This window comes from Bradyrhizobium erythrophlei (genome assembly GCF_900142985.1).
GTDB lineage: Bacteria > Pseudomonadota > Alphaproteobacteria > Rhizobiales > Xanthobacteraceae > Bradyrhizobium > Bradyrhizobium erythrophlei_B.
In genome coordinates this window covers 3,691,865-3,715,768 of sequence record NZ_LT670849.1, presented here as the reverse complement: position 1 = coordinate 3,715,768, position 23,904 = coordinate 3,691,865, and the positions used below count along the sequence as shown (strand labels likewise).

Here is a 23,904-nt window from a genome sequence, read left to right as displayed (position 1 = left end):
CGACTATTGGAGCAACACTTTGACCGTCCGGTCAAAGGCGGAATCGGCCGCATCGAAATCGAACGCGTCGCTGCGCATGTGATTAAAGAAGCCGTGTTGAGCATCCTGATAGAGATAAACGTGAACGTTGGCGCTTTCCTTCAGGGCGTTTGCGATCGCCGACGAAACCTCATTCGGGATGTGCGCGTCATTGGTGCCGAAATGCAGAACGACCGGCATCTTCATCGCCTTGAGCTGTTCGATATTCTGATCGAGCGCCACGCCATAGAACGAGATCACCGATCTTGCCCGAGGTTCCGCGGCACCCGCCAGTACCGCGAGCTTTCCGCCGAGGCAGAAGCCGACCAAGGACGGTGCGCCAACACTCTCGGTACGCCTCGACAGGAAATCGAACGCCGCTTTGATGTCACTCACGCCTTTGGCGAAGTCGAACGCCTTGAAGAATTTGAAGGCCTCGGCGCGCGCCGCGTCGTCGTAGCCGAGTTCGACATTCGGTTGGATACGCCAGAAAAGGTCCGGCACGAGAACGGTAAAGCCTTCTTTGGCGAACTGACGGGCCTTGCTTCGCATGGCCTCGTTCACGCCAAAGATCTCCTGTAACATGACGATGGACTTTCCTCGGCTCTCCGATGGAGTCGCGAGAAAGGCCGACATCTCGCCTCCCTCGACGGGAATCTTCACTATAGTTTCTGAAACGTTGTTCATTTTCGACTCGCTTGAGTTCTGACGACGCACTTTTCACGCAAGCCCAGTCCGGCGGACGCGTTCGGCGAGCCCTGATTATGCGGGAATGACGTTGCCTAGCTTGACGATGTCGCCAGAGGCCGTCTTGCGTTCCTCCCAGCGTAGGCCGAGCTTATCCATCGCCGGCGAGTCGGTTACGCTGTAGAGGACTGCGTCCACTTTTCCACTGCCGTTGACGTGCTCGTGCCAGTGCATCGATGGAATGCAGAAAACGTCGTTCTCTTCCCAAGCGTATTTTTCGCCGTTGATGATCGTATAACCGCTGCCTTCAATGCAGACGTAGACGGCGTTGTTCGTGTGCCGATGGGACAGCGTGTGCTCGCCCGGCCGCAGGAGCTGCATGGAAAAATTCTGGGTCTTCTGAATGGGGCCGCCAGTCATGACGTCGACGTAATCGACGACAACGCCGTCATAGGGATCGCCGGCTTCGTGGCGAACGGCATCGAGTGCCGCACGCACGTCGGTATACTTCCAATGCAGCTGAGGGCTGCTGTTACGGTTGCCGATTTCAGTCTGCGCGAAGCGGGGGCGCAATCCGCCGAAGCCGTAATGGCGTTTGGAGTAGTGCTGCGAACGTGTCGCCGACTGGCGATCGGTACTGACGCCGTTTTCCTTGTAATCCCAACCGAACTTCGCAGCGTTAAAGAGGACCGGAATTGGAATGTCGAGCATGTCGACCCAGATCATCGGCTCCTGACCCTCGTTGCCGTGATCGTGCCAAGTGCCGCTCGGCGTAATCACGAGGTCGCCTCGCTCAAGATAGCACTTTTCTCCCTCGACCGTGGTGTAGCCCTTGCCGTCGCTCCTTAACAACATCCGGCTGGCCGACGGCGTGTGGATATGCGGTTCGAAGATTTCGCCCGGCATATAGAAGCTGTAAGCGATGTACTGTGTGTTCGTGGTGTAGGGCCGACTCATGTCGTAACCCGGATTGTGGAAAATGAACGCGCGCCGCTCGGCCATTTCGTGCGGGACGATCGGGCCCGCCTTCGCGATCAACGGTTCGAAATCCTTGAAACGCCATACATGAGGTATCTCGCGCACGCGCGGCTCTTCGGGCTCCATATCCCCTTGGATCAGCCAGAACGGATAGGCGTTCAGCTTGCCGACGGCGTCGTAGATTTCGTTGCGCTCGCTTTCATGCTTGGACATCAGCTTACTCCGCGTCATATATTGTAATATGCGTCATACTATATAAAACAGCGGCAGGAGGCTGTCAAGTTGTGCACCCGTGCCCTATGTCTTTGGCGGCGCGCGCTAATCTGAGGGGGGGAAAAGGTGATCGACGAAAACCATGAGGACGACGAACGCCTCGGAATCCAATCGGTGGAGATCGCGGCTGAAATCCTGCGCGCAATGGCGCAGGGGAAGACGCCTATGCAACTGCGCGAAGTATCGTCGGCGACCGGAATGCATCGGGGCAAGGTGCATCGTTATCTGACGAGTCTGACGCGGTCCGGCATCCTCTATCAGGACGGGCCCACGGGTGCCTACGGTATCGGCCCGCTTTCGATCGCACTCGGTTTGGCCGGCTTGCGATCTCTTGATCCCGTCAGAATCGCATTGCGAGAGATTCCCTCATTCGGCGATCAAGTGAACGAAACCATCGCCGTCTCAATCTGGGGAGAGTTCGGCCCGACCGTTATCGCGATCCAGGAAAGTAGGCGACCAATCACGCTCAACGTCAGGCCGGGATCTATATTACCGATCAGACGCTCCGCCACGGGACAAGTCTTCGAAGCCTTCCTGCCGAAGAATGTTGTCGCCGCGGTTCTGGACCGCGATCACGACGGCAGCGTACATGGCAAGGGACACAAGCGATCCAACTCGTTGTCATTGGTCCGAGAGCGAAAAATGGCCTCCGTTGAGGGTGACCTAATTTCCGGCATCAATGCTATCGCAGCGCCGGTTTTCGATCATCTAGGCAATCTCTGTTTGGTGATCGGTATAGTCGGCCAAAAGGAAACGCTAGACGTAAACTGGAAGGGCCATGACGCAAGCATGCTGGCGGCATTCGTGAGCCGGCTGTCAATCGAGCTCGGGTATAGCGAGGCGTCGGGCGGCGGTTAGAGACCATTCCGAGCTACCAGTGAGGTGAAGGCGCTAAAGTCGTTGGCTTCCCATTGCCTCGTGCTGTCGGCTGAACCTTGTCAGGGACTGGGAATGCCCAACTAAGGTCTGCACCATGCGCGTGAAGCGGCAACAAAGCCAGCACCTGCCCTCAAGTAACAAAATGCCCCCGCGACGTTTACAGCTCGATCATCCGGGCAATCGAGACCTCGCGTTCTCTCTGCAACCGAAACAGTTGCGTTGCGGATCGCGGACCGAAATGGCAGCGCCGCCTTGGGACCGTTAGAGAAGCGAGTGTCGCTGCAAATCTGCTCACAAGCTCCTCAAATCTCCTGGGACGCCATAGCAACGCTTTGCGCCGGCCTTGACCAGAACATCCACCATTACGTCGGCTACTCTTGCCATGTGTGCCTCCTTCCGTCCTGCGAGACGATCTTAAAGTCGTCCGCGTGCGCGACCGCTTCATTCAAGACACTGCATTTGCCGTCAGTATGACCGCGGCTCGGTCGTGATTGGAGTGATCACCACGCTTCGGCTTTGCAAACGCTTCGCCTGCACGCCGGCATGTCGATGCTCAAGAGCCTGGAACAGGTACGTCGAATGTATTCAGGGTAATCGACACCATGCAGTAGAAGCCGATAAGATAAGACAATTCAGCCGCTCCATGCTCCCCAAACCGTTCCACAGCTGCCCTGTAGGTCAGCTCAGGCAATACGCCACCCGACACGAGAGCAGCCGCGAAGTCATACGCGATAGCCTCCTCCCTTGTGAGATCGACCGGACGTTGGCCAGCCACGATGGTTGCAAGCTTTTCGTGCGACAGTCCTCTGCGCTCAGCTACGATGACATGTGCGTAGAGTTCGTACGCCGACTTGAAATGCGCTCCCGTGACTAGGATTGCTATTTCGCGAATCCGAGTCGGCAGCGATGGATCGGATGCCATCGACTTGGTCAGCTCCCAGATCGGTTTGCCGAACTTTGGCTCATGAAGCCAGGGGTTCCACGGACCCAATAGGGCGCCATCGTCGCGCACGTTCACGAAGCCTTGGAAGCTTTTGGCTATTCCCTCTTTCATGTCGACCGCCAAAGGCTTTTGCTCTTCGGATAGCTTATCGGGCGCGATGATAGGCAACCGCATAACTCTCTTCTCCTGTTTCGTGGTTAGCGAGGAACGCCAAAAGCGTTGCCTTAGGTTTCATTGGATTCCTCCTTCAGCCCTCCCCTGCTCGACGGCTTGCGGTGTGAGACGCCGACGAATTCCCAGCCCGCGGCCAGGAACTTCTCGATCGCGGCGACACCCAAACGGCCGCTTGCACCGGTGACCAGCGCCTTCTTCGGAGGGATCTTGTTTTGATTGGTCATGCTCATGATCTGCGGAACCGCTTTGTCGGATAGGCGTTACTGGCCACTAGGTCGGGTTCGCGTTGGCTTCGAGCCATTTCGCGATATTGACCGCCGCGTCGCCGTAGAAAGTGCGGTAGAGATCTTCGGTGACGTAGCCGATGTGTGGCGTCGCTAGGACGTTTTGAAGCTTCCGGAGGGGGTGTTCGGCAGGCAACGGCTCTGTGTCGAACACATCGACCGCCGCGCCGGCTATCCTACGCGATTGTAATGCCTCGATCAGGGCAGCCTCGTCGACAATGGGACCACGTGATGTATTCACAAATCTCGCGGTCGGCTTCATCAGCGCGAACTCAGGTGCCCCGATCAGGCCTCTCGTGCGGCGGCTTAGGACGAGATGTACCGTGACGACATCCGCCTCACGAAACAGTGTCTGCTTGTCGACGAGTTTGGCGCCGGCAGCACCAGCCTTCTCCTCGGTCAGGTTCTGGCTCCAGGCGATCACCTTCATGCCAAAGGCGAGACCGATTCGTCCGACTTCTTTTCCGATGTTGCCCAACCCGACGATCGAGAGGGTTTTACCCCGCAGGTTAGAGCCGAGGGCGGTCTGCCACCCACCGGCCCGCAGTGAAGCAGCCTCGCGGTCAATGCCTCGCATACTCGCCAGAATCAGCGACCAGGTGAGCTCAATAGTAGGAGTGGAGTCATAGCCGGTTGCGGTGACAGCGATGCCGAGATCAGCCGCGGCCTGCGTGTCGATAGAGGCGTTTCGTGGTCCGGTCGACGCGATGAGCTTGAGGTTCGGGAGTTGCTGCAGGATCTCCCTCGGAAGCGGTGTACGTTCACGCATGACGCACACCACCTCGAACGGACGCAACCGTTCGACGACTGCCGAGGAAGCTACTGCGTGGTCGCCGAACACGGTGATCTCGGCATGCCGACGCACGCTTGACCAATCAGCCAGCTGCAGCGCCACGTTCAGGTAGTCGTCGAGGATCGCAACTCTCACTGGGCACCCTGCTCTTCTCTCCGCCTGGTAAAAAACTCGGTCAGTGCTCCCGCCACGGCTTTGGGATCGTTCTCCATCGGGATGTGTCCAGCTGACCTAACCCTGACAAGCCTGGTGTTCGGAATTTCACGGAGAAAGCGTTCGGCGTAGTCGATCGTCTGGAAGGGATCGTCCTCACCCCACACCAGGAGTTTCGGCATGCTGGACTGCAGCAAAGCCGGTACGATCTCCATCGTGTAACGGTTGTCAGCGGCCCGCGCGAGCGCTAACCAGGAGCGTGCAACTCTCGGATCCCGCCAAGGATCCAGATATTCGGCGATTTCGCTTTCGCTTGCGGGTCGACCAAGCGCTTTCGCCACAGACACTCTGCGAGCCGCGAGAATGTCATCCGGCGTCGTAGCAGCGGCTACCGTCGGATCCCGGAAACGGGCAACGCCGGGCACGGGCCACGAATCGTACATCACCGCATTCACTAGTGCGAGACGCGGCACTTCCACGTTGTTTGCCATCGCCAGATGCTGCGCGACGCCACCGCCAATGTCGTGGCCGGCGACCATGACCGGGCCGCTGTGGCCGATTGCCTTGAGGAAGAGCAGGAGCCAATTGGAGAGGCGCGGAATCGACGCGTTCTCCACGGCGAGTTCACCACCCGAGCGTCCGAAGCCAGGAAAATCGACTGCCACGGGGCGAAGGCCTGCGACAGCAAAAGCGTCGAGTACAGGTCGCCATACGCGACTCCAATAAGTGCCATGAAGCAGCAGTACCAGGCGTCCCGCTTCGCCCGCGACGAGATAGCTGATCGGAACGCCTTCGACATCGACGGTCTCGTACCTCGTCACCGGACGAACCTCCTTACGTAGTCCTTGCAGAGTCCTACGGCGTCGTAGTGTATGGACGCGTGCTCCAGCTTGGTGAAGACGTCCTCGTATCCGAGAGCCTCGCCATAAGGATCGACGTACGTGTACGTGCCCGTTACGTGAAAGAGCGTGGCCATTTCCGTTACGTCGTCCGGAACCACTAGTGTGTGCGTCTCGCCAGGCGGCTCGAACGCGTAGTCGCCTGCAGAGGCAACCCAGTCGTGCTCAAGGTAGTGCCATCGCCCGCGCAGCGTAAAGGCGTGCACAGGTCCGGAATGACGGTGGCGCGACAGCACACCCGAGGACTTAACTCGGAGGATGTTGATGTAGTACCCTTGAGTCACGTTCAGCACGAGCGGCCTGAAGTCGACGGTCGGCGACTGTGGGACCCATTCGCGTTCATTCCCGTCAAGGTCCAGCGCGGAGCCGACGAATATATCTGGCACCATGCCGGCTGGCTGGGGCTTTTGATATGCAATTTTGCGCTGGTCGATGGACCGGTGCTCGGAAGCCAGCGGTCGCTCCGATGAAGACTTCATTACCGTTCTCCTCCGTTAGGTGAAAAAACATTTCGGCGTTCGTACTCGAAGTCTGATGCCGCCTTGAACCAAGTCGCCCACCATCGCTCATTCCCCGGAGAAGTGGCGAAAGCGATCTGCTATAAGAGCTTTTCTATCGTAATCGGCAGATCCCGTATGCGTTTTCCGGTAGCATGGTAGACAGCATTCGCTATCGCCGGTGCGACCGATACAGCCGTAAGCTCGCCGAGCCCTTTTGCGCCCAACGGGCTCGCTTCCTCATCGAACTCGCCCACAAATAGGGTCTCTAGTTCGGGAATGTCGGCGTTCGTCGGCACGAGATAGCTGGAATAGTTGCGGTTGAGGAAACGCCCAAGCATTGGATCCATCTCGGACTGTTCCAAGAGAGCCTGGCCTACTCCCCAGATGATTCCGCCGATCGCTTGGCTGCGTGCTGTCTTTGGGTTGATTATGCGGCCGGCGTCATATGCACCGACAAATCGATTCAGACGCACCGCGCCAAGCTCCGGATCGACCCGAACCTCTGCAAAAACCGCCGAAAAGCTGAAGATCGCCTTCGGTCCGCTCGCCTCTTCGACCGGATCGTACTTGCCCTCCCCAGCCAGTTCGGACAGACCGCTGCGCGCCAGGAGTTCGGCGTAGCTTACCTTTACGTTTTTTGCCGCGGCTGAGATGAATCCATCCGCCGTCGTGATCTCCTTGGCGACTGCGCCCGCCAACGGAGCATCGCGACCACTCAGCGCCAATCCGATCGCTTTGTCGCGGGCAGCCTGCGCCGCCAGCATGACGGATGCCCCTGCATTCGCCATCGTGGCGGAGCCGATCGACGCATGCGAGGTTGGGAGTCTCGTATCCCCGAGTCGCACGATTACTTTGTCAGGCGATATGCCCAATCCATCGGCCGCGATCTGTCTCATTACGGTGTAAGTCCCCGTTCCCACATCGTGAGAGCCGGTTTCGACCAGCGCCGTGCCGTCGGCGTGGATGATGACTCGCGCTTCAGCCGGCCAGCGCCAGTGGGTATAGATCGCACCGGCCATCCCCTGCCCGATCAGGTAACGACCATCTCGCATCGAACGTGGCTCGGGCGATCGCTTATTCCAACCGAAGCGCGCAGCGCCCTCCATCAAGCAATCCCGCATTGCACGACTTGAGTATGGCCGGCCGCTATAGGGATCGAGTTGGGCGTCGTTGCCTAGTCTTAGCGCGACAGGGTCCACACCGCTCGCGTACGCAAGCTCGTCCAGCACGCTTTCCAGTGCGAAGTGGCCCAGTGCCTCATGCGGCGACCGCATCGCAGTCGGCGTGTTTCGGTTCACGTGGACAACTTTGTGATTGGTTGAAATGCCACCGCTCGCGGTCCATAGCGACCTTGTAGAGAGGGCCGCATACTCTATGTAGTTGTCGAAAACGGAAGTAGCGGAAACGCTCTCGTGGCGAATGCCAGTGAGCTTTCCGTTCTCGCGAGCGCCGACTGCTATGGCCTGCACGGTCGCCGACTGATGGCCGACCATCGAATACATTTGCGCGCGGGTGAGCTGTAGGCGCACTGGTCGGCCAACCATTTTCGCCGCAAGCGCAGTCAGTAGCGTGTGGGGCCAGACGTAGGCCTTGCCGCCGAAGCCGCCTCCGATGAACTGGCTTACGACATTGATCTTTTCGAGCGGCATCCCGAGCACGATCGATATGAGCTCGCGAGCCCCGAAAATATGCTGGGTCGTTTCGTATAATGTCAGTGTACCGTCACTTTCCCACACCGCCGTCGTGGCGTGCGGCTCCATCTGGTTATGATGTCGGTCAGACGTGGTGTAGGTCTGCTCGAGTCGAATAGAGCCGTCGGCGATTCCTTTCTCGGCGTTTCCAACCGAGGATGAGACCGGCCAAAGGAATTGCGGCGGGTCGACGGCCTCTTTTACCATCTTTGGGTTGAAGATAACTGGGTCACGTGTCTCGTAGCTTACCTCGATGAGGGTTCCGGCATGCGTGGCTTGGTCAAGCGTTTCGGCAATAATCAAAGCGATTGGCTGGCCGGCGTAGTGGATATTGTCATCCTGAAGGGGAAGATAGGACTGACCATGGGGATGTAGGTGGCTCCACGGTCGCGGAGTCGGTTTCATGCGCGGCATGTTGCGGTGAGTGAAGACTGCCACCACACCCGGAGCCCTTTCGGCTACTGCGGTATCGATCGACTCGGCTCGCCCGTTTGCTATCGTGCTATGCACGATGGCGCCGTGCATGGCGCCAGGGAGAAAGATATCGGCGGTGTAGGCGGCGGCTCCGGTGACCTTGAGACGACCGTCATAACGCGAGACTGGCTGCCCGATGGAGGTCATGCGCGCGCTCCTGCAGCTTGCAGCGCGCGCAGAGCGACGCGCTGCGCAAGTTCGATCTTGAAAGCGTTGTGGGTAAGGGGACGGGCGTCGGCAAAGGACGTGGCGATAGCGGCTCTCAGTTTATCGGTCTCATCCAACGCAATCCCGCCCAACGCTTCTTCCGCTGCCGTGAGCCGCCACGGCCTGTGGGCAACCCCACCCATTGCCAACCGGGCAGAGCGAATGCGTTTCTCATCTATGGCGACCGCAGCCGCGGCCGAAACGAGCGCGAACTCATACGACTGACGGTCGCGAAGTTTCAGGTAATGCGAAGCTCGGCCCTCGGGCCTCCCTGGCACCTCGATCGCAACAATCAGATCGCCGCGCTCGAGCACATTATCTCGCTCGGGCGTGCTGCCCGGCAGGCAGTGGAAGTCTGCGAACGGGATAGATCGCTCCCCCGAGCGCCCACGAATCAGGACGATCGCGTCCATGGCCGCGAATGCGACGGCCACGTCAGAGGGGTGGGTAGCGACACAGGCATCGGACCATCCGAAAATCGCATGATTGCGATTAATGCCGTGGAAAGCCGAACAACCTGAGCCTGGCCGCCTCTTGTTGCAGGGGGGACCGTCTTCGTCGCGAAAGTAGGCGCAACGCGTCCGCTGCATGATGTTGCCGCCAATCGACGCCATGTTCCTGAGCTGACCCGAGGCCGCGAACAAGAGCCCTTCGGCAATCACCGGAAAGCGCCTCCGCACCTCAATGTTCGCTGCGACGTCGCTCATGCGAGCCAATGCGCCAATACGGATGCCCCCTCCTGGCAGCGGCTCGATCCGCGAGAAGTCCGACAAGCCGTTGATGTCCATCACGCAGTCGGGGAGAGTAACGCGATCTTTCATGAGGCCAATGAGATCCGTACCTCCGGCAATGAACGTCAGCCCAGGGTCGCGGGTGTGCGAGGCAATTGCGATCGCCGCATCAGGTGCATGCGAAAGCCTGAACGGGTGCATGGCTCAGCTCCTTGCCACCGCTTGCACGGCGTCCACAATGTGCGGGTAACAGGCACAGCGACACAGATTGCCGCTCATTCTCTCGCGGACCTCCTGGAGCGAAAAATCGCTCATAGTGAACGGCCTGGTGACGTCCTGCGTCGCCGCGCTCGGCGATCCGGCTTTCGCTTCTTCGATCACGGCCACGGCCGACATGATCTGCCCCGCGGTACAGAAACCACATTGGAACGCGTCGTGTTCTATGAAGGCCGCCTGGACGGGGTGGAGTTCTCCATTTTTCTCCAAACCCTCGACCGTGGAGATGCTTTTGCCTTCCTGCATTGCGGCCAAACACATACAGGAGAGCACGCGCCGACCGTCCACGTGCACAGTACATGCGCCACATTCTCCGCGGTCACAGCCCTTCTTCGTCCCTGTCAGCGACAACGCTCCGCGCAGGGCATCGAGAAGTGTCGTCCTCGGCTCGACAATTGCGATGCAGTCACGGCCGTTGACCGTTAAACGCACCGGCCTCGCAGCGAGCGCTTCCTCTTCCGGCGCTGAATTTGCGGATGCTTGATCGGAGCCGAGAGGTCGATTGGCGGGCGTGATTGTGTCGGATTTGCCCATGCGACATTCCTCTTATTTGCGCGTCAATTTCTGTTGTTGCGCGCTGCCCGCCCTCGTTCGCACCCTGAGATTGGTTAGACGTCTGGTGTGTTCTTTGTGATGACGGGAGCCATTTGTCGTCCTCCGAAATGATTGATGGTGATCGCCGCTAATTCGATCGGCGCCTCGCGCCTATGTTCGCTTATATTTGCGCCGACAGTGGCCATTTCCAAACGAGCAGCAAGATCATGGCGCCGCAGATTTCATGCGTTCTAGCATTAGCGAGAGGGTGAGCGCTTGGATTCCAGGCGCGCATTTTGGACGTTCTGACCGACATCTTGATACATCGATTTGTAAGGTGTTTTCATTTGGGTCCGCCGGTCTTTTGTGCGCTGGATAGGCCCGAGGCTACGAAGGCGGCAAGGATCCAACACATCGCGGCGACCGCGGCGGCGGCCTGAAATCCGTCGATGCAGGCGAGGACAAAGGCCTGCCGCCCGACAACGTTTGCCAGTAGCTTGACCGATTGGACGGCCGCCTCCGAAGCATCGGAGATATGTGTCCCAAGCACACGACTGTAATCGAGAAGGCGGCTCATCGATTGATCATCTTGGGACTGCACGTGTAGGCCGAGAAGATTGGAATGAATCTGCTCGCGCACGCGAACGAAGGTTTGCATGAAGCCAATACCTACCTCTCCCCCGAATAGCCGGCTCGTCTGCATGAAAGTGCCAATCGTCACAGCTTCGGCTGTACTGGTCGCGCGAGCGATAAGCACGACCAGGCTCGTCAACGCTAAAGATTGCCCCACCGCCTGGATCGCCTGTGACGGGACAAAATCATCCGTCACCCACTGGTCGGTCAAACCTGTGGCCAGCAAGCACGCGACACCGATCAGCGCTGTGCCGACGCCCAGTGTCCAGCGCGGATCGATCCGCGTGAGCGCAGCTGCCAACGGCAGGACGATCAGAAATTGCGGAAGAGCGATCCAAATGAGTACGGAACCGATCTGTAGTCCCCGATAATTCTGGATCGTTTGCAGATAGTTCGGAATGATGTAACCCGTGGAAAGTATGATGAAGCGGAAGCCCGCCAACAGCACGAAAAGAAGGATCAGGTAACCGCGCGAGAGGATACGCAGGTCGATCGCCGGGCGTGCGACCGTCAATTCGCGGATTACGAAGCACGCCGCCGCGACCGCACCGGCCAAAAGCAACCCACAGACGAGGCCACTGCGCGTCCAATCCAGCCGATTCCCCTGATCGATGCCGGCAAAGAGCAGCCCGAAACCGAGCGATGCGTATAAGATTGCCGGCCAATCGAGCACTCGAAGCTTGCCGGAATCGTAGGGCTCGTCCCGAGGCATGCCGAACCAGACGCAGGCAAACATCGCCGGCAGTAGTAGTCCGTATTGCCCGTCGATCCAGCGCCAGGACCAGTTGTCCGTGTAGAAGCCTTCCAGCGAGGCTGCGATATTCTGTGAGAACTCGGAGTTCATCGCGTAAATGGCGAGGCCGTAGACTAGCAATCCCTTCGGCATGTGACGGAGAATGAAGATTATGGTGAGCGGGATGAATGTTCCGGAGCCTAGACCGCCCAGAAACTGCGCCACGAGATAGGCCCGGAGGTTCGGAGAGAACGGTGCAAGCATGGTGGCCACGAAGAAGACCAGGATGGCGCCCAACAACATGCGGCGCGGGCCGATCACCGTCGCAAGATAAGGACAGCAAATGCCGCCGATCAGTTGCCCTATTCCCAAAACCGTGGTGATCCAGGCGCCTTCGTCAAAACCTGTGTCTAGCGCGCCGCGCAGATCAGCGAGACCGAACACCGTCACTCGGGTGTCCAGCGTCGACATCATCGTACCAAGCAAGACGCCTAGCAGACCGACATAGGGTGCCAACGGTCCCGACACACGACCGTCGGGCGTCGCTGAAGCGATGGCAACCGTCACGGCCCGGTCTCGCCGGCCGGGCGGGGTATTACGGGAATCGGATCCATCTCGGAACCCGTATCTATGGTGGCGATCACGGACATTCCGGGGCGAACGAGAGTACCCAGCGCGGGATTCGCGTCCAGAACGATCTTCACCGGAACGCGTTGTACGACTTTGGTGAAGTTGCCTGTTGCATTGTCCGGTGGAAGAAGCGCGAAGGTCGCCCCCGTGCCAGGAGACCAGTTCTCGACCCGCCCAGTGAGAACGAGCGAAGGGAAGGCGTCTACCGTAACGCGTGCGGGATTGGCGGCGCGCACCCGGGTCATCTGCGTCTCCTTGAAGTTCGCAACTACCCAGATGTTCGGCAAAGGCACAACGTTGACCACCTGATTGCCGACGTTCACGAATTGGCCGACGCGCACCTGCCGTGCACCAACCATGCCGTCCGCCGGCGACAATATCCGCGTGTTGATCAGATTATTGTGTGCAAGCCTCGCCTGCGCCCCGGCCGCTTTTGCTTGCGCAACTAATTGCTTCTCCTGGACGTCGAGTTCGGACAGCGACACTTTCTGTTGCTCAAGTTTAGCTCGGTTGAGCATGAGCGTCGCTTCAGCCTTCAGGGCATCAGCGTCGGTCTGTTCAACGCGTTGCTCGGTGCCCGCTATCTGCGTTTGAAGTAGATCGCGCTGGCGCTTCGCCTCGGCCAAAGCGCGGTCCAACTCGGCTTGGCTTGCCCGAATGGTTGCCTCCGCCTGATCGATCAGTGTCCGCTGCGTTTCCCGCCGGAACGTAATCTGCGCCTCGGCGGCCTCGGCTGCAGCCAGGTTGGCCGACGCAAGATCGAATTGCGCCTGGTAATCCGATGGGTCGATCTCTACGATCGGGTCACCGCGCTTGACGCCTTGATAATCCTCGACCCAGACCCGGGTGATATATCCGGAAACCTTGGACGAAAGCGGGGTAACGTCGCCCGACATGTAGGCATCGTCGGTCCGCTGGTATCTTGTGGCACCGGTCCACCTGTCCCACCGCGCCGCAACGATCCACGCCATCGCGACGATTGCCGCCGCTACAAACGCATGTAGAGCGGGACGCCGCAGCAGATCGCGAAGGTTCCGGCGTTTGATTGTGTTGTAGGTTGCGTCGACCATGAATGCTCAAATTCTGCCGGCGGGGTCCCTCGGCATCATGTTGTGTCGATAGCCATCGCGAGAAGCGCTCGCTTACGCACCGTGGCGGGTTTGAAGGGACCCGTGGAAGACGGGGCAACTGGGGCTATTGGCGGCTCCCAAGCGTAGACCATCGCGACCGAGGATCCGACCACCGCGAGTGCGGCTCTCGCGATGAGATTAATCTTAATTTCATCCTGCTGGCCTCCAAGACGAACCAAACCGAATTGTTATCAAGTCGACGAAATAACCTCTTGTATCTTTGGTTCGGGATTTGAACGATCTAACGCGCGCACGCCTGCGGCACCGTCGATGCTGCGAGCCGCATCAGCCGGACGCGCGTCGCCTCCCGTCATCGCAGTCCAAAAATAATCCAAAAAGTGAGTGTGAAATCCAATACGTCCGCCGGGCGCGAGACTAAGGTGACCAGACGCGAGCCTTTTCGGTTTCGGAGGCGAGCCTCGTACTCACTCGTCCGTTACGGCTGCACGCGAGGAATACAGATCGATAATCACCTCTCGTCACGGCCTTAAGTCAAGCCGTCAAAATTCAATCAGGAGAATTTGCGATGGCATCTCTCTTTGATCCGATCCGCGTAGGCGCCATAGAGGCACCGAACCGGATTTTCATGGCGCCGCTGACTCGAGGACGTTCGACCCGCGATCACGTGCCTACCCCGATCATGGTCGACTATTACGAACGGCGCGCGACCGCCGGCCTCATTATCACAGAAGCTACAGGCATCAGCCGACAAGGTCTCGGATGGCCATATGCTCCGGGAATATGGAGCGACGAGCAGGTGAATACCTGGAAGCCAATCGTTTCAGCCGTACACAGTGCCGGAGGACGAATCCTGTCGCAACTCTGGCATATGGGCAGAGTGGTTCATCCGCTCTTCCTCGACGGAGCGGCTCCGATATCGGCTTCCGCCACAACGGCGCCATCGTACGCTCACACCTACGAAGGTAGGCGTCGCTATACCGAAGCGAGAGCTGTCACCCTCGACGAAATTCCCGGTCTCATCGAGAATTATCGAGCCGCAGCCCGCAACGCACTTCGAGCCGGCTTCGACGGCGTGGAGATCCACGCAGCAAACGGGTACCTCATCGATCAATTCCTGCGAAATAATACGAACTTCCGCACCGACCGGTACGGCGGGTCGATCGAAAACCGCATCCGCCTCCTCGTAGAAGTGACCACGGCGGTCTCGGAAATCGTCGGTGCCGAACGAACGGGAGTGAGACTTTCACCCAATGGCGACAGTCAAGGCGTAAACGATAGCGAACCCGAAAAACTGTTTGCAGCAGCAGCAGCAGCCCTATCGAAAATGAAAATCGCCTTCCTTGAGCTTCGCGAGCCAACACTCAACGGAACCTTCGGCAAGGCCGATCGACCGCCGATCGCCCCACTCATACGGGAGGTCTTCCGTGGTTGTCTCGTACTGAATTCGGACTATGCCTCGCCGAGGGCGGAGTCTGCTGTCGCCTCAGGTGACGCGGATGCGATTGCGTTCGGCCGCCCATTCATCGCGAATCCGGACTTGCCGAGACGGATCAAGCTCGGATTGCCGCTCGCCAAGGAAAACACTTCCACTTGGTACACCCAAGGCACCGAAGGCTATCTGGATTATCCCGACGCCGCCGAATGATACCTACCCCGCGGCGTAGCGAACACCGGAGTTCTGCCATGTCAATTTCAGCTAATGCGACAGAAACGCTTTCTGCCGAACTTGGCCCCGGGAGGATATTCTCGATGGCACTATGCGGGGAGAACTGCAGGCAGGAACCTACGCGAGCACAATATTGAGCGGCCCAAGCCTTCGCAATCGCCGGTTTTGCAGCCGACGCGCACGAGATGGCGAGCAATCTAAAGACCACACGGCGCTCGGACTGGCGGTCTCGAACGACCAGTTTGCCGGCGCACACGCAACTACTGAATAGGCATGCGCGAAGTGCATATCGATACGGTGAACTGCATTAGGAGCGAAGCGAAGCTCGGATTCACGCGTCGTTCGCGATCGGCGGTGCACTTTCGTTGATCGCCAGCACGAACGGCCAAGGTGAACCAAGCAAGGAGAGAAGGATGACACGGACGTATTGGCCTGACGGCGCTCGCTTGGCGGTTAGCCTATCATTGATGTTCGAAGGTGGTGGGCAGCCCATCTCGGGCGCTGGCGGCGTGATACCTGACGCGATCAAGGACGGCGTACCTGATCTCCCCACCAATGCGTTTTTCGCTTACGGGCACTATGAGGGAATCCCACGCGTTCTCGATCTGATGGACAAGCACGGCATCAAGCTAAGCTCGTTCATGATAGGACGGGCCGTCGAGACCTCGCCAGACGTGGCCCGCGAGATCGTCCGCAGAGGGCATGAGGCTGCCGCGCACGGCCGAACTTGGGAGAACAGCTATCAACTCTCGCGCGAAGAGGAGAAGAAGTTCATTGCTGACAGCGTGGAAACCATTTACCTCGTTACAGGTGCCCAACCGATTGGATGGAACGCCTATTGGATGCGTAACTCAGTCCATATCCTGGAAACGCTCCAAGAATTGGGCTTTCTCTATCAAATCGACGAGCCGAGCCGCGACGAACCTTTCGTCATCCCGCTAAAGGGGGGCGACTTCGTGACCGTCCCTTACACCTTTCACTTGAACGACATTGTCTCCTTTCCATTCGAAGGATGGAATCCGCTTGCTTACGAGCAAGCGCTAAAGGACGAGTTCGATCAACTTTACGAGGAAGGCAATTTGCGACGGCGCATGATGGTAATCAGCTTGCATGACAGGATCAGCGGCCACGCCGGACGGGTGCGCGCTCTCGACCGTTTTCTCACCTACGCCAAATCGAAGGGCGACGTCTGGTTCGCTCGAAAGGACGAGATCGCTCGCTGGGCACTGGAGCACCGCGACGACACGCCGATAGTGCACCGCGGCCCCTCCTCCCAAAGCGGCCTTCCCGGCCCAACCGAGGCCCAGCAGCGCTAGAGAATTCGAGATTGCGAATGGTGCTTCAGCCGAAATCGCTATCAATGTGGGAAATGCTGTGCAGATAGCGATCGTCGGCGGTTCGCTCGCGGGGTTATTCGCCGCGACCCTGCTCGCCGGCGACGGCCACAAGATCGCGATCTACGAACGGTCGCTGCACGGGCTTGAGGGTCGCGGAGCCGGCTTGCTCGGCAAGCGCGACACCTTCGCGGTTCTTCGCGCCGCAGGGTGTGAGCACGTCGCGCGCGTTGGTGTCGTGGCCCGTGAACGCATCGTGTTCGACCGTGTGGAATCTACCGTCGTTAGCGAAATGCCCCCGCAGATGCAAATACCCTGGGATTACCTCTACCGGACGTTCCGGAACCGAGTATCGAAATCTTACGTCCTCGGTCGGAGGGTCGATAGTGTACGCCAGGACGGCGATCAAGTCGTCGTCGTCTTCGATGACGGCGGCGTCGAGATGGCCGATCTCGCCATCGGCGCAGATGGCATTGCCTCCGTCGTCCGGGCGTCGGTCGACGGATCGCGTGGAACCAACACTTATGCCGGCTACGTCGGATGGCGCGGCCTGCTACCGGAGCGTTCATTACCCGCCGCTGCCGCCGCGAAACTCCTCGAGCGCTTCGCCTATTTCCGAATGCCCCGATCGCACGTGATCGGATTCCTTGTTCCCGGACCGCGTGGGGAAACTGAGGTCGGAGCCAGAAGATATAACTGGGTCTGGTACCGCCCGGCTCCCGGACCAGTGGAACGCGACACGGCACTTACCGACTCAGACGGCCATGTCCATCCGTACTCTCTTCCCCCGGGTGCGGTATCGGATCGGTCCCGCGCCGCTCTCACTGAAGACGCGGAGCGCCTTCTGCCGCGTCCGTTCGCCGACGCGATCAAGGCGACCGATCGACCGTTAGTACAAGGGATCTTCGACTATGAGACGGAAAACATGGTCAGCGGCAGGATCGCGCTTGCGGGCGATGCGGCCTTTGTCGTGCGGCCGCATGCCGGCATGGGCATCGCCAAGGCCGCCGGCGACGCCATGTCGCTCAGAAAGCATCTGCTTTCGAAGCCCGCGGTAGAAGCCCTCCAGTCGTACCGGAACGAACGAGCGCCGTTGGGCGCCGCCATTGCTGCGTCGGGGCGAGAATTGGGAGCCCAGCTTTCGTGACTCACCTCCATGGTTTCACCCACGCGCGGCCTCGACATTCGAAACATCAGGAGACATCGCGCCGACTGGCATAAGCTTGCTCTGATCACACAGGAAAATGCAGGTGCATCATGAAGATCGGAATAATTGGAACAGGAGCCGTCGGTTCTGCTTGTGCGTTTGCTACTCTGATGAGAGGCATCGCAAGCGAGATCGTTCTAGTCAATCGAAGCCGTGATCGATCCAGAGGCATGGCCACTGACATGGGGTATGGAGCCCCGCTTTCCTCCGTCACAAAAATAAGGGACGGAGACTACTCGGATTTGGCCGATGCCGCACTAATCATGATAACGGCTGGTGTCAATGAGAAAGCCGGAGGAGCCACGGATCGCAATGATCCGCTGGGGCGGTTACGCCTTCTCGACAAGAATACCGCGGTCTACCGTGATGTGGTCCCCAAGATCGTTGCGGTCGCTTGGGATGCCGTTCTTCTCGTTGTAACCGACCCTCCAGATCCGCTTGCCGATTTGACTCGCCGCATTGCCGGGCACGACCGTGTGCTGAGCACCGGGACTTTGCTCGACAGTCTCCGCTTTCGGGTTCACCTGGGCCGAAGATTAAATGTGGCACCTGCCCAAATCGAAGCGCAAGTCCTTGGCGAACACGGAACGTCTCAGATCTTTTACTGGTCAGGTGCTCGTGTAGGCGGCGTACCGATAATAGACGCGCTTGGTCAATGCGGACTGGAACAGGATGACATCCAACCATCCATTGAGAATGAAGTACGTTTCGCCAATATATCAATCATCGAGGGGATTGGGGCCAGCCAATACGGAATAGGAATGGTCTGCGCCAGGATCGCGGAAATCGTGCTCCGTGACGAACGCGCTGTCGTTCCAATTGGTGCTTACAATTCAAGGTATGAATTAACGCTCTCACTGCCAAGCATCATTGGAAGAAGCGGTTGCGTGCAAATTCTCGAGCCGCCACTGTCTGATGATGAACATACAGGTCTGAAAAAAAGTATCGAAGCATTACGCAAAGCTCAAGATCGCATTCGGTAATTTATTGATGAGAGTTCGCCTTCATTTGCGGATTTGCCGATCGGAGCCAGCTAACGTGGGTTTTCACACCGCCTGTAGGCACGCCGACGTGCGGATGGCGCAGGGAATATAAGGCCCGAGAACGCCCGGATGCAATTCCGAACGGCAAGGGAGGCTTGTTCGACGAAACGCAAAAGCTTGCGGTGCGGCTCCTTCCTGTGGCCCTCCCGTTACCGGCCGATATCATCCAGCTCCAGCGCCAGGAAGTGACGCACCACTGGAGGATTTGGGCCGATGTGAAACTGCGTTGCTTCCCGCTGAATATCCGCATCGGCATTCGACAGGCGATGGTGCTGGCGTAGATGCTCCGCCCATGACTCGACCATGAACCATTCCACGATGCGCTCCGAATCCGCGGCATCTTCCGTGATACCCCAACCGTAGGCTCCGTCACGCCGGCGCGTCTGCGACAGCCGCTTCAAGCACTCGAAAAACTTCAAACGGTCGTCCTTCGCGATGCGATATTCGATCAGGACGAGCACCGGCCCGCGATCATGCTCGACGGGATCGGCAGTCAAGGGTTCGGGCCAATAATTCGACGGCTTCAGATCGGCTTCCCCTGCCGGCAGCTTGATGCGATGGAGAATGAAGGCAACAACGAAGAGCCCGCAAGCGCTGACCAGGAGCGTCGCCGGCACGCTCAAGGCCCCGGCCGCTATTCCCCATGCGAGGCTTCCGCCAGCCATGGCCCCATTGACGATCATCAGATAGACGGCAAGGCCCCGGCCGCGAACCCAGTTAGGTAGGATCGCCTGCGCCGCGCCGTTGAGCGTCGTCAGCGCGACAATCCATGCTCCGCCCAGCCCAAGCAGGATCACGACGGCAAGCCATCGCGGCGGAGCAATAGCCAGTACCGCCATGATGATGGCGGCAATGATCGCGGCAGCGAGCAACAAGCCGTCAGCGTCGAAACGGCGGCGGAGTTGCGGCAGGACCAGCGCACCGAGGATAGCGCCCGCGCCGATCGCACCGAGAAGGATGCCGTAGAATCCGGCGTTGCCGCCGAGAACTTGCCTGGCAACAATCGGCAGGAGCGCCCACAGGGCACTTAAGAAAGCAAAGAATATCGCCGAATGCGTCAGTACCACATGCAATTCGCGGCTTGAGCGAACGAAACGAAGTCCGGCCCTGAACGCCCCGAGGAAGTGTTCCGACAGTTCATCATCCGCGCTGGGCACACGTCGCCACCACGCGAGAGCCGCGACGACGACAAGATCACTCACGACGTCGGCACTGTAGGCGACTGCGGCGCCCAGCACGGCCAGCAGCAGGCCGCCCGCGGCCGGTCCGACCGACCGCGCTATATTGAAACCTAGCGAGTTCAGCGCCACTGCGTTCTTCAGGTCTTGCCTGGGGACAAGCTCTGGTACAATCGACTGCCAGGTCGGGCTTGCAAGGGCTGCGCCGACACCGCCGACGAACGTCAGCGCCACAAGCAAGCCGACCGTCAACGCGCCGGTATAGGACAGCAGCATCAGCGTTGCGCTGACCGACGCGAGCACGAGTTGCATGATAATCAGAAGCTTGCGCCGGTCGAAAACGTCCGAAAGGACGCCCGCCGGAATCGCGAGCACGAATACCGGTATCGTGCTCGCTGCCTGAATCATCGCGACCGCCGCCGGCGCGCTCGACAAATCGGTGACAAGCCAGGCACTGGCGACGTCGCGCATGAAGCTGCCGGTATTGCCCAACACCGTCGCGACCCAGAGCACGGCGAACGTCGTTTGACGCAATGGCGCGAACCCGCTCGGGCCCGGCATCGGATCGCCGGCGATACTTTTGGTACCCTCAGTCACGGCGAAGCTACGGATCGGACACATGACAGCGTTCACGCAAGTCGTACCAGGCGACAAGCAGGAACCCCCCGACGAGGCCAAGATGTTCGAAGAACGAATTGGCAGCCAAGACGCGCTCCGGAGGTGCCATTTCCCAAAAGCGGTTAGCGACGAAGGTAGCAAAGAAGGTGAAGCCCGCAAGCGCCAATGCGCCTAACCATCGATAAAACCCAGTCAAAATCAGAATAGACGCGACAATCTCCATGGCGATCGTCGCGACGGCGAGCGGTGCGGCCGGCGACAGTCCGAAATGATTCATCTCGGCAATGGCGCTGGAAAAATCCGCCGCCTTGTCGAAGCCGCCCTGCAGATACGCCGCGCACAGGCCCAGCAGAGCGACCCATCGCAGAACGGGCGCTGCAAGTATCGGGCGGAGGCGTTCAACCATCCTGGCGTTTTGCATCTTGATCGTATTCATGTTTGAACTCGCTTGTTGGTTCAGTACGCTGGAGGCTTCGAAATTCGGAATCAGGATTTGACGCGGCTTGTGATGAAGCGGCGCATCACTCCGCTGCGTCAGGGATAGGCAGAGGCGTGGGCGGTGCGACTGTTCTGGCTTGACGGGGCCTTCCCATCAAGACCGGCTGAAACAACACAGCCGCGGCCATCGTACACACCAGCGCTAAGGCCATCATCCTGCCCATGCTCGACAAACCCGGATAGCTCGATAACCACATGCTTCCAAATGCCACCGCGTTGGTCATCGCACTGAAGATTACCGCCCGGGTCAGGCTGGACTGCAATAGTCCAGTATTCCCGGCGCGCCAGGCCAATATGTAATAGATCTTGAACGCGACGCCGACGCCGAGCAGAAGTGGCAGCGCAATGATGTTTGCAAAGTTCATCGAGGTACCCGTCAGAACGCAGACCTCAAGCGTGACGGCGCCGGCAAGCAGCAAGGGTATCAAGGTCAGCAGCACGTCGGTGACGCGCCGCAATGCGATGAACAGGAGAACGGTGATGGCAGCCAGTGCGATACCGCCCGCTTCGAAAAAGGCAGCGATGACCGTTCTGCCGGATTCATACAGACTTATTGCCGGACCTGTAGCCGAGGATTCGGCAGCCAAAACGGACGTAGCAAATTTCCGCAAGACATCGTCGTCGTTTGGGTCGCCCTTCGGCAAAATCTGAACGCGGGCCTTCCCATCGGGCGAGATCCAGTCGCGGACCAGATCGGAAGGTAGCGCCTTGATCGTCACCGCCCGCGGCTCGAGACTGTCGCGAAGCCGAACAAGATCATAGACAAGCGATGGAATAATCGTCGCTTCGGCTTTATTCCGCATGACCACATCTGATTCCGCTAGTCGCGTCAGCAGACCAGAGACGTGCCGTGCCGCGTCGGCGCCTGGCCCTTTCTTGACGCCGGTCACCCTTGAAAGATCCGCGGCGGTTTTCCGGATCGCTGCGACCGTGTCCTGGTCAGATGGCGCGGGCTGCCGAGAAGCATCGAGAGCGGCGCTAAGCCGCGGCGCTGCAAAATGGATGGCGGCTAATTTTTCGTCCTGATCGCCGGGAATGAAGTTGCTGAGCGTAAGCGCTCGAGAAACCTCAGGCAGTGTCGCCAGACGGTGAGCGATGGCATCGGCATTTTCAAGATTTGGTGCCAGGACTTCGGCATCGCTCGCGCTGGTTTCAGAATTTCCCTGCAGTTCACGATAGGTGACGACAGATGGCGCATTCGGATTTTCCAAATTGATTGGATTGAAATCGAACGGCAAGTGGAGCAACAGCGGTGAGCAAGCCAACACCACACCGATAGTGGCGGCAATCACCACAATACGATGTCGCTGCAGAAAGTCATCGAGCGGCGCGAGGCTGCTGAAGCCCATGGAAACCGGCTCTCCCGGTGGCCTCAGGATGGCGAGCATTGCCGGGACAAAGGTGAGGCTGCAGGCAAACGCAATCAACATCCCGCAACCCGCAATCAGACCGAGTTCGAAGAGACCTTTGTAATTTGTCGGCAGGAACGAGAAAAACGCTACCGCCGTCGCGGCCGCGGCCAGAGCGAGTGGGCCGCCTACCTTGCCGGCGGCGCTTCGGAGGGCCTCCCGCAAATCCTGATGTTCGTGGCGCTCGGATCGGTATCGGACGCTAAACTGAATTCCGAAATCAACTCCCAGTCCCACGAATAGGACGAAGAACGCAATCGAGATCAGATTAAAAGCTCCTACCAGCGCAATGCCGAGCGCCGCCGTAACAGAGAGACCAACAATCAGGCTGAAAAACACAGCGGTGACGATCTTCCATGAGCGGAGGGCAAGCCAGAGGATAATCAGCGCACCGAGCAACGCAGCAAGGGTATCTCGCAGTGCACTTTTCCGAATGACCGAGAATTGTTCGTCATTCATCGGGACCGGGCCGGTGAGTTCGACGGTCGCTCCAAACCTTTCACCCAATTTCAGATCGGAAGCCGATCGCAGAATTCCGTCCGTCGCCACACGTCCGGGCTGCAATGCGGCAAAATTCAGAACGGGCTGAACTTCGATGAAGTGCCTTAGCTGCTCGACTTGTGGTCGCGATCCCCGGACGAGTTCCTGCCATGAAAACGTAGCCGGCTTGCCGGCAAGCACATCGTTCAGGGTTCCGGCGGCGAGCGAAAGAGGCCAGACGAGTTCGTCTAGCTTGAGTTCTCCGCCCTGAACGCCATCGGCGGCCAGCGAAAGTGCCTTCATAGCTCCGCGCAAACTCGGGTCGGTTGCGAGTGTGGTGATGAGAACTTGGGCCTCTGACAATCCGCCGATCGACCTCTTGATGTCTGTCAGAGGCTGGTAAAGCAAACCGTTGTGCTGGAAAAACTCTCCACCGCCCGGCGCGGAAACTGAACGAAACAAGTCCGGACGCTTCGCAAGCTCACGCTCGAGCGCTTCGGTAGCTCGTTCGGCGTTCTCCGCGGTCGCCGCCTTGACCACGACCGAGATGCCCTTGTTCGGAAATGCCTTCGAGAAGGTAGCCTGGCGCTGATGCCATGGCAGATCCTGCGAGATCAAGCTTTCAGTATTCGTGGTTATTGAGAAATGTCCCAGGTCGTAGCTGGCGGCGCCAGTCACTAACAAAATCCCGGCAGCAAACAGCCACCAGCGGCGCTCCACACAAAAATCAACGATGGCGACGATCGCTGCGATTAACATGACAGCCTCCTTTTATCGTTGATCATATCGAATAGGCCGCTTCGGCATTTCCAGTCGTCACGAACGTTCGCCAGCGGGCCCGTATAAGGCATGGTGTTGCCGATACGTATCTCGGCCTTGCCAACCCGATA

20 protein-coding genes and 1 pseudogene are annotated in these 23,904 nt (G+C 58.9%); 5 read left to right on the top strand and 16 right to left on the bottom strand.

From position 1 onward, the window contains the following. Nucleotides 1-3 precede the first annotated feature (3 nt). On the bottom strand, nt 4-603 hold the full coding sequence (locus BUA38_RS17245) for a dienelactone hydrolase family protein (protein WP_244553266.1): 600 nt from the start codon (nt 601-603) through the stop codon (nt 4-6). A 177-nt stretch (nt 604-780) separates the two neighbouring features. Continuing rightward, nucleotides 781-1,896 (bottom strand): cupin domain-containing protein, encoded by a 1,116-nt coding sequence (locus BUA38_RS17240; protein ID WP_072819528.1) that lies wholly within the window; start codon nt 1,894-1,896, stop codon nt 781-783. Between the two features lie 126 nt (nt 1,897-2,022). On the opposite strand from BUA38_RS17240, the gene BUA38_RS17235 reads away from it, so the two are divergent. After that, entirely contained in the window at nt 2,023-2,814 is a 792-nt protein-coding gene (locus BUA38_RS17235; protein WP_072819526.1) for an IclR family transcriptional regulator, read from the top strand. Nucleotides 2,815-3,388: 574 nt separating this feature from the next. On the opposite strand, the gene BUA38_RS17230 is transcribed toward BUA38_RS17235, so the two are convergent. From BUA38_RS17230 to BUA38_RS38055, 11 genes and pseudogenes are all read right to left on the bottom strand, one after another. Next, nucleotides 3,389-3,952, bottom strand: coding sequence for a carboxymuconolactone decarboxylase family protein (locus BUA38_RS17230; RefSeq protein WP_072819524.1), 564 nt, complete (start codon nt 3,950-3,952; stop codon nt 3,389-3,391). A 50-nt stretch (nt 3,953-4,002) separates the two neighbouring features. Further along, nucleotides 4,003-4,176, bottom strand: coding sequence for a hypothetical protein (locus BUA38_RS17225; RefSeq protein WP_156898551.1), 174 nt, complete (start codon nt 4,174-4,176; stop codon nt 4,003-4,005). A 46-nt stretch (nt 4,177-4,222) separates the two neighbouring features. Next, nucleotides 4,223-5,164: a D-2-hydroxyacid dehydrogenase family protein gene (locus tag BUA38_RS17220; RefSeq protein WP_072819521.1), complete on the bottom strand. Its 942-nt coding sequence runs from the start codon at nt 5,162-5,164 to the stop codon at nt 4,223-4,225. Next, on the bottom strand, nt 5,161-6,003 hold the full coding sequence (locus BUA38_RS17215; protein ID WP_072819519.1) for an alpha/beta fold hydrolase: 843 nt from the start codon (nt 6,001-6,003) through the stop codon (nt 5,161-5,163). The genes BUA38_RS17220 and BUA38_RS17215 overlap by 4 nt, the downstream gene beginning before the upstream one ends. Beyond that, nucleotides 6,000-6,470: a 2,4'-dihydroxyacetophenone dioxygenase family protein gene (locus tag BUA38_RS17210; RefSeq protein ID WP_083588006.1), complete on the bottom strand. Its 471-nt coding sequence runs from the start codon at nt 6,468-6,470 to the stop codon at nt 6,000-6,002. Before BUA38_RS17210 ends, BUA38_RS17215 begins: the two co-directional genes overlap by 4 nt. 209 nt (nt 6,471-6,679) lie before the next feature. Beyond that, on the bottom strand, nt 6,680-8,893 hold the full coding sequence (locus tag BUA38_RS17205) for a xanthine dehydrogenase family protein molybdopterin-binding subunit (RefSeq protein WP_072819506.1): 2,214 nt from the start codon (nt 8,891-8,893) through the stop codon (nt 6,680-6,682). Then, nucleotides 8,890-9,885, bottom strand: a complete 996-nt coding sequence (locus BUA38_RS17200; protein ID WP_072819504.1) for an FAD binding domain-containing protein — start codon at nt 9,883-9,885, stop codon at nt 8,890-8,892. The genes BUA38_RS17205 and BUA38_RS17200 overlap by 4 nt, the downstream gene beginning before the upstream one ends. A gap of 3 nt (nt 9,886-9,888) precedes the next feature. After that, nucleotides 9,889-10,494 (bottom strand): (2Fe-2S)-binding protein, encoded by a 606-nt coding sequence (locus BUA38_RS17195; protein ID WP_072819503.1) that lies wholly within the window; start codon nt 10,492-10,494, stop codon nt 9,889-9,891. Nucleotides 10,495-10,837: 343 nt separating this feature from the next. Then, nucleotides 10,838-12,427: an MFS transporter gene (locus tag BUA38_RS17190; protein ID WP_072819501.1), complete on the bottom strand. Its 1,590-nt coding sequence runs from the start codon at nt 12,425-12,427 to the stop codon at nt 10,838-10,840. Beyond that, complete coding sequence (locus BUA38_RS17185) at nt 12,424-13,560, bottom strand: HlyD family secretion protein (protein WP_083587616.1); 1,137 nt, start codon at nt 13,558-13,560, stop codon at nt 12,424-12,426. The genes BUA38_RS17190 and BUA38_RS17185 overlap by 4 nt, the downstream gene beginning before the upstream one ends. Nucleotides 13,561-13,913: 353 nt before the next feature. After that, a pseudogene (locus tag BUA38_RS38055) lies at nt 13,914-14,103 on the bottom strand (hypothetical protein); the annotation flags it as partial. 43 nt (nt 14,104-14,146) lie between these two features. Between BUA38_RS38055 and BUA38_RS17180 the strand changes: the two are divergent. From BUA38_RS17180 to BUA38_RS17165, 4 genes are all read left to right on the top strand, one after another. After that, nucleotides 14,147-15,226: an alkene reductase gene (locus BUA38_RS17180; RefSeq protein WP_072819499.1), complete on the top strand. Its 1,080-nt coding sequence runs from the start codon at nt 14,147-14,149 to the stop codon at nt 15,224-15,226. Between the two features lie 488 nt (nt 15,227-15,714). Next, nucleotides 15,715-16,563: a polysaccharide deacetylase family protein gene (locus BUA38_RS17175; protein WP_244553316.1), complete on the top strand. Its 849-nt coding sequence runs from the start codon at nt 15,715-15,717 to the stop codon at nt 16,561-16,563. Between the two features lie 58 nt (nt 16,564-16,621). After that, a complete protein-coding gene (locus BUA38_RS17170) occupies nt 16,622-17,728 on the top strand; it encodes an FAD-dependent monooxygenase (protein WP_072819498.1) in 1,107 nt (368 codons plus the stop codon). 110 nt (nt 17,729-17,838) lie between these two features. Further along, complete coding sequence (locus BUA38_RS17165) at nt 17,839-18,771, top strand: lactate/malate family dehydrogenase (RefSeq protein WP_072819496.1); 933 nt, start codon at nt 17,839-17,841, stop codon at nt 18,769-18,771. A 209-nt stretch (nt 18,772-18,980) separates the two neighbouring features. Here BUA38_RS17165 and BUA38_RS17160 read toward each other — a convergent pair whose 3' ends face one another. The 3 genes from BUA38_RS17160 to BUA38_RS17150 form a co-directional block, all read right to left on the bottom strand. Then, nucleotides 18,981-20,570 (bottom strand): MFS transporter, encoded by a 1,590-nt coding sequence (locus BUA38_RS17160; protein ID WP_072826187.1) that lies wholly within the window; start codon nt 20,568-20,570, stop codon nt 18,981-18,983. 43 nt (nt 20,571-20,613) lie between these two features. Next, nucleotides 20,614-21,063, bottom strand: coding sequence for a DoxX family protein (locus BUA38_RS17155; protein WP_083587615.1), 450 nt, complete (start codon nt 21,061-21,063; stop codon nt 20,614-20,616). An 85-nt stretch (nt 21,064-21,148) separates the two neighbouring features. Next, the gene (locus tag BUA38_RS17150) at nt 21,149-23,773 is read right to left on the bottom strand and encodes an MMPL family transporter (protein WP_072819494.1); all 2,625 of its coding nucleotides are present in this window, start codon (nt 23,771-23,773) and stop codon (nt 21,149-21,151) included. Nucleotides 23,774-23,904: the final 131 nt, after the last annotated feature.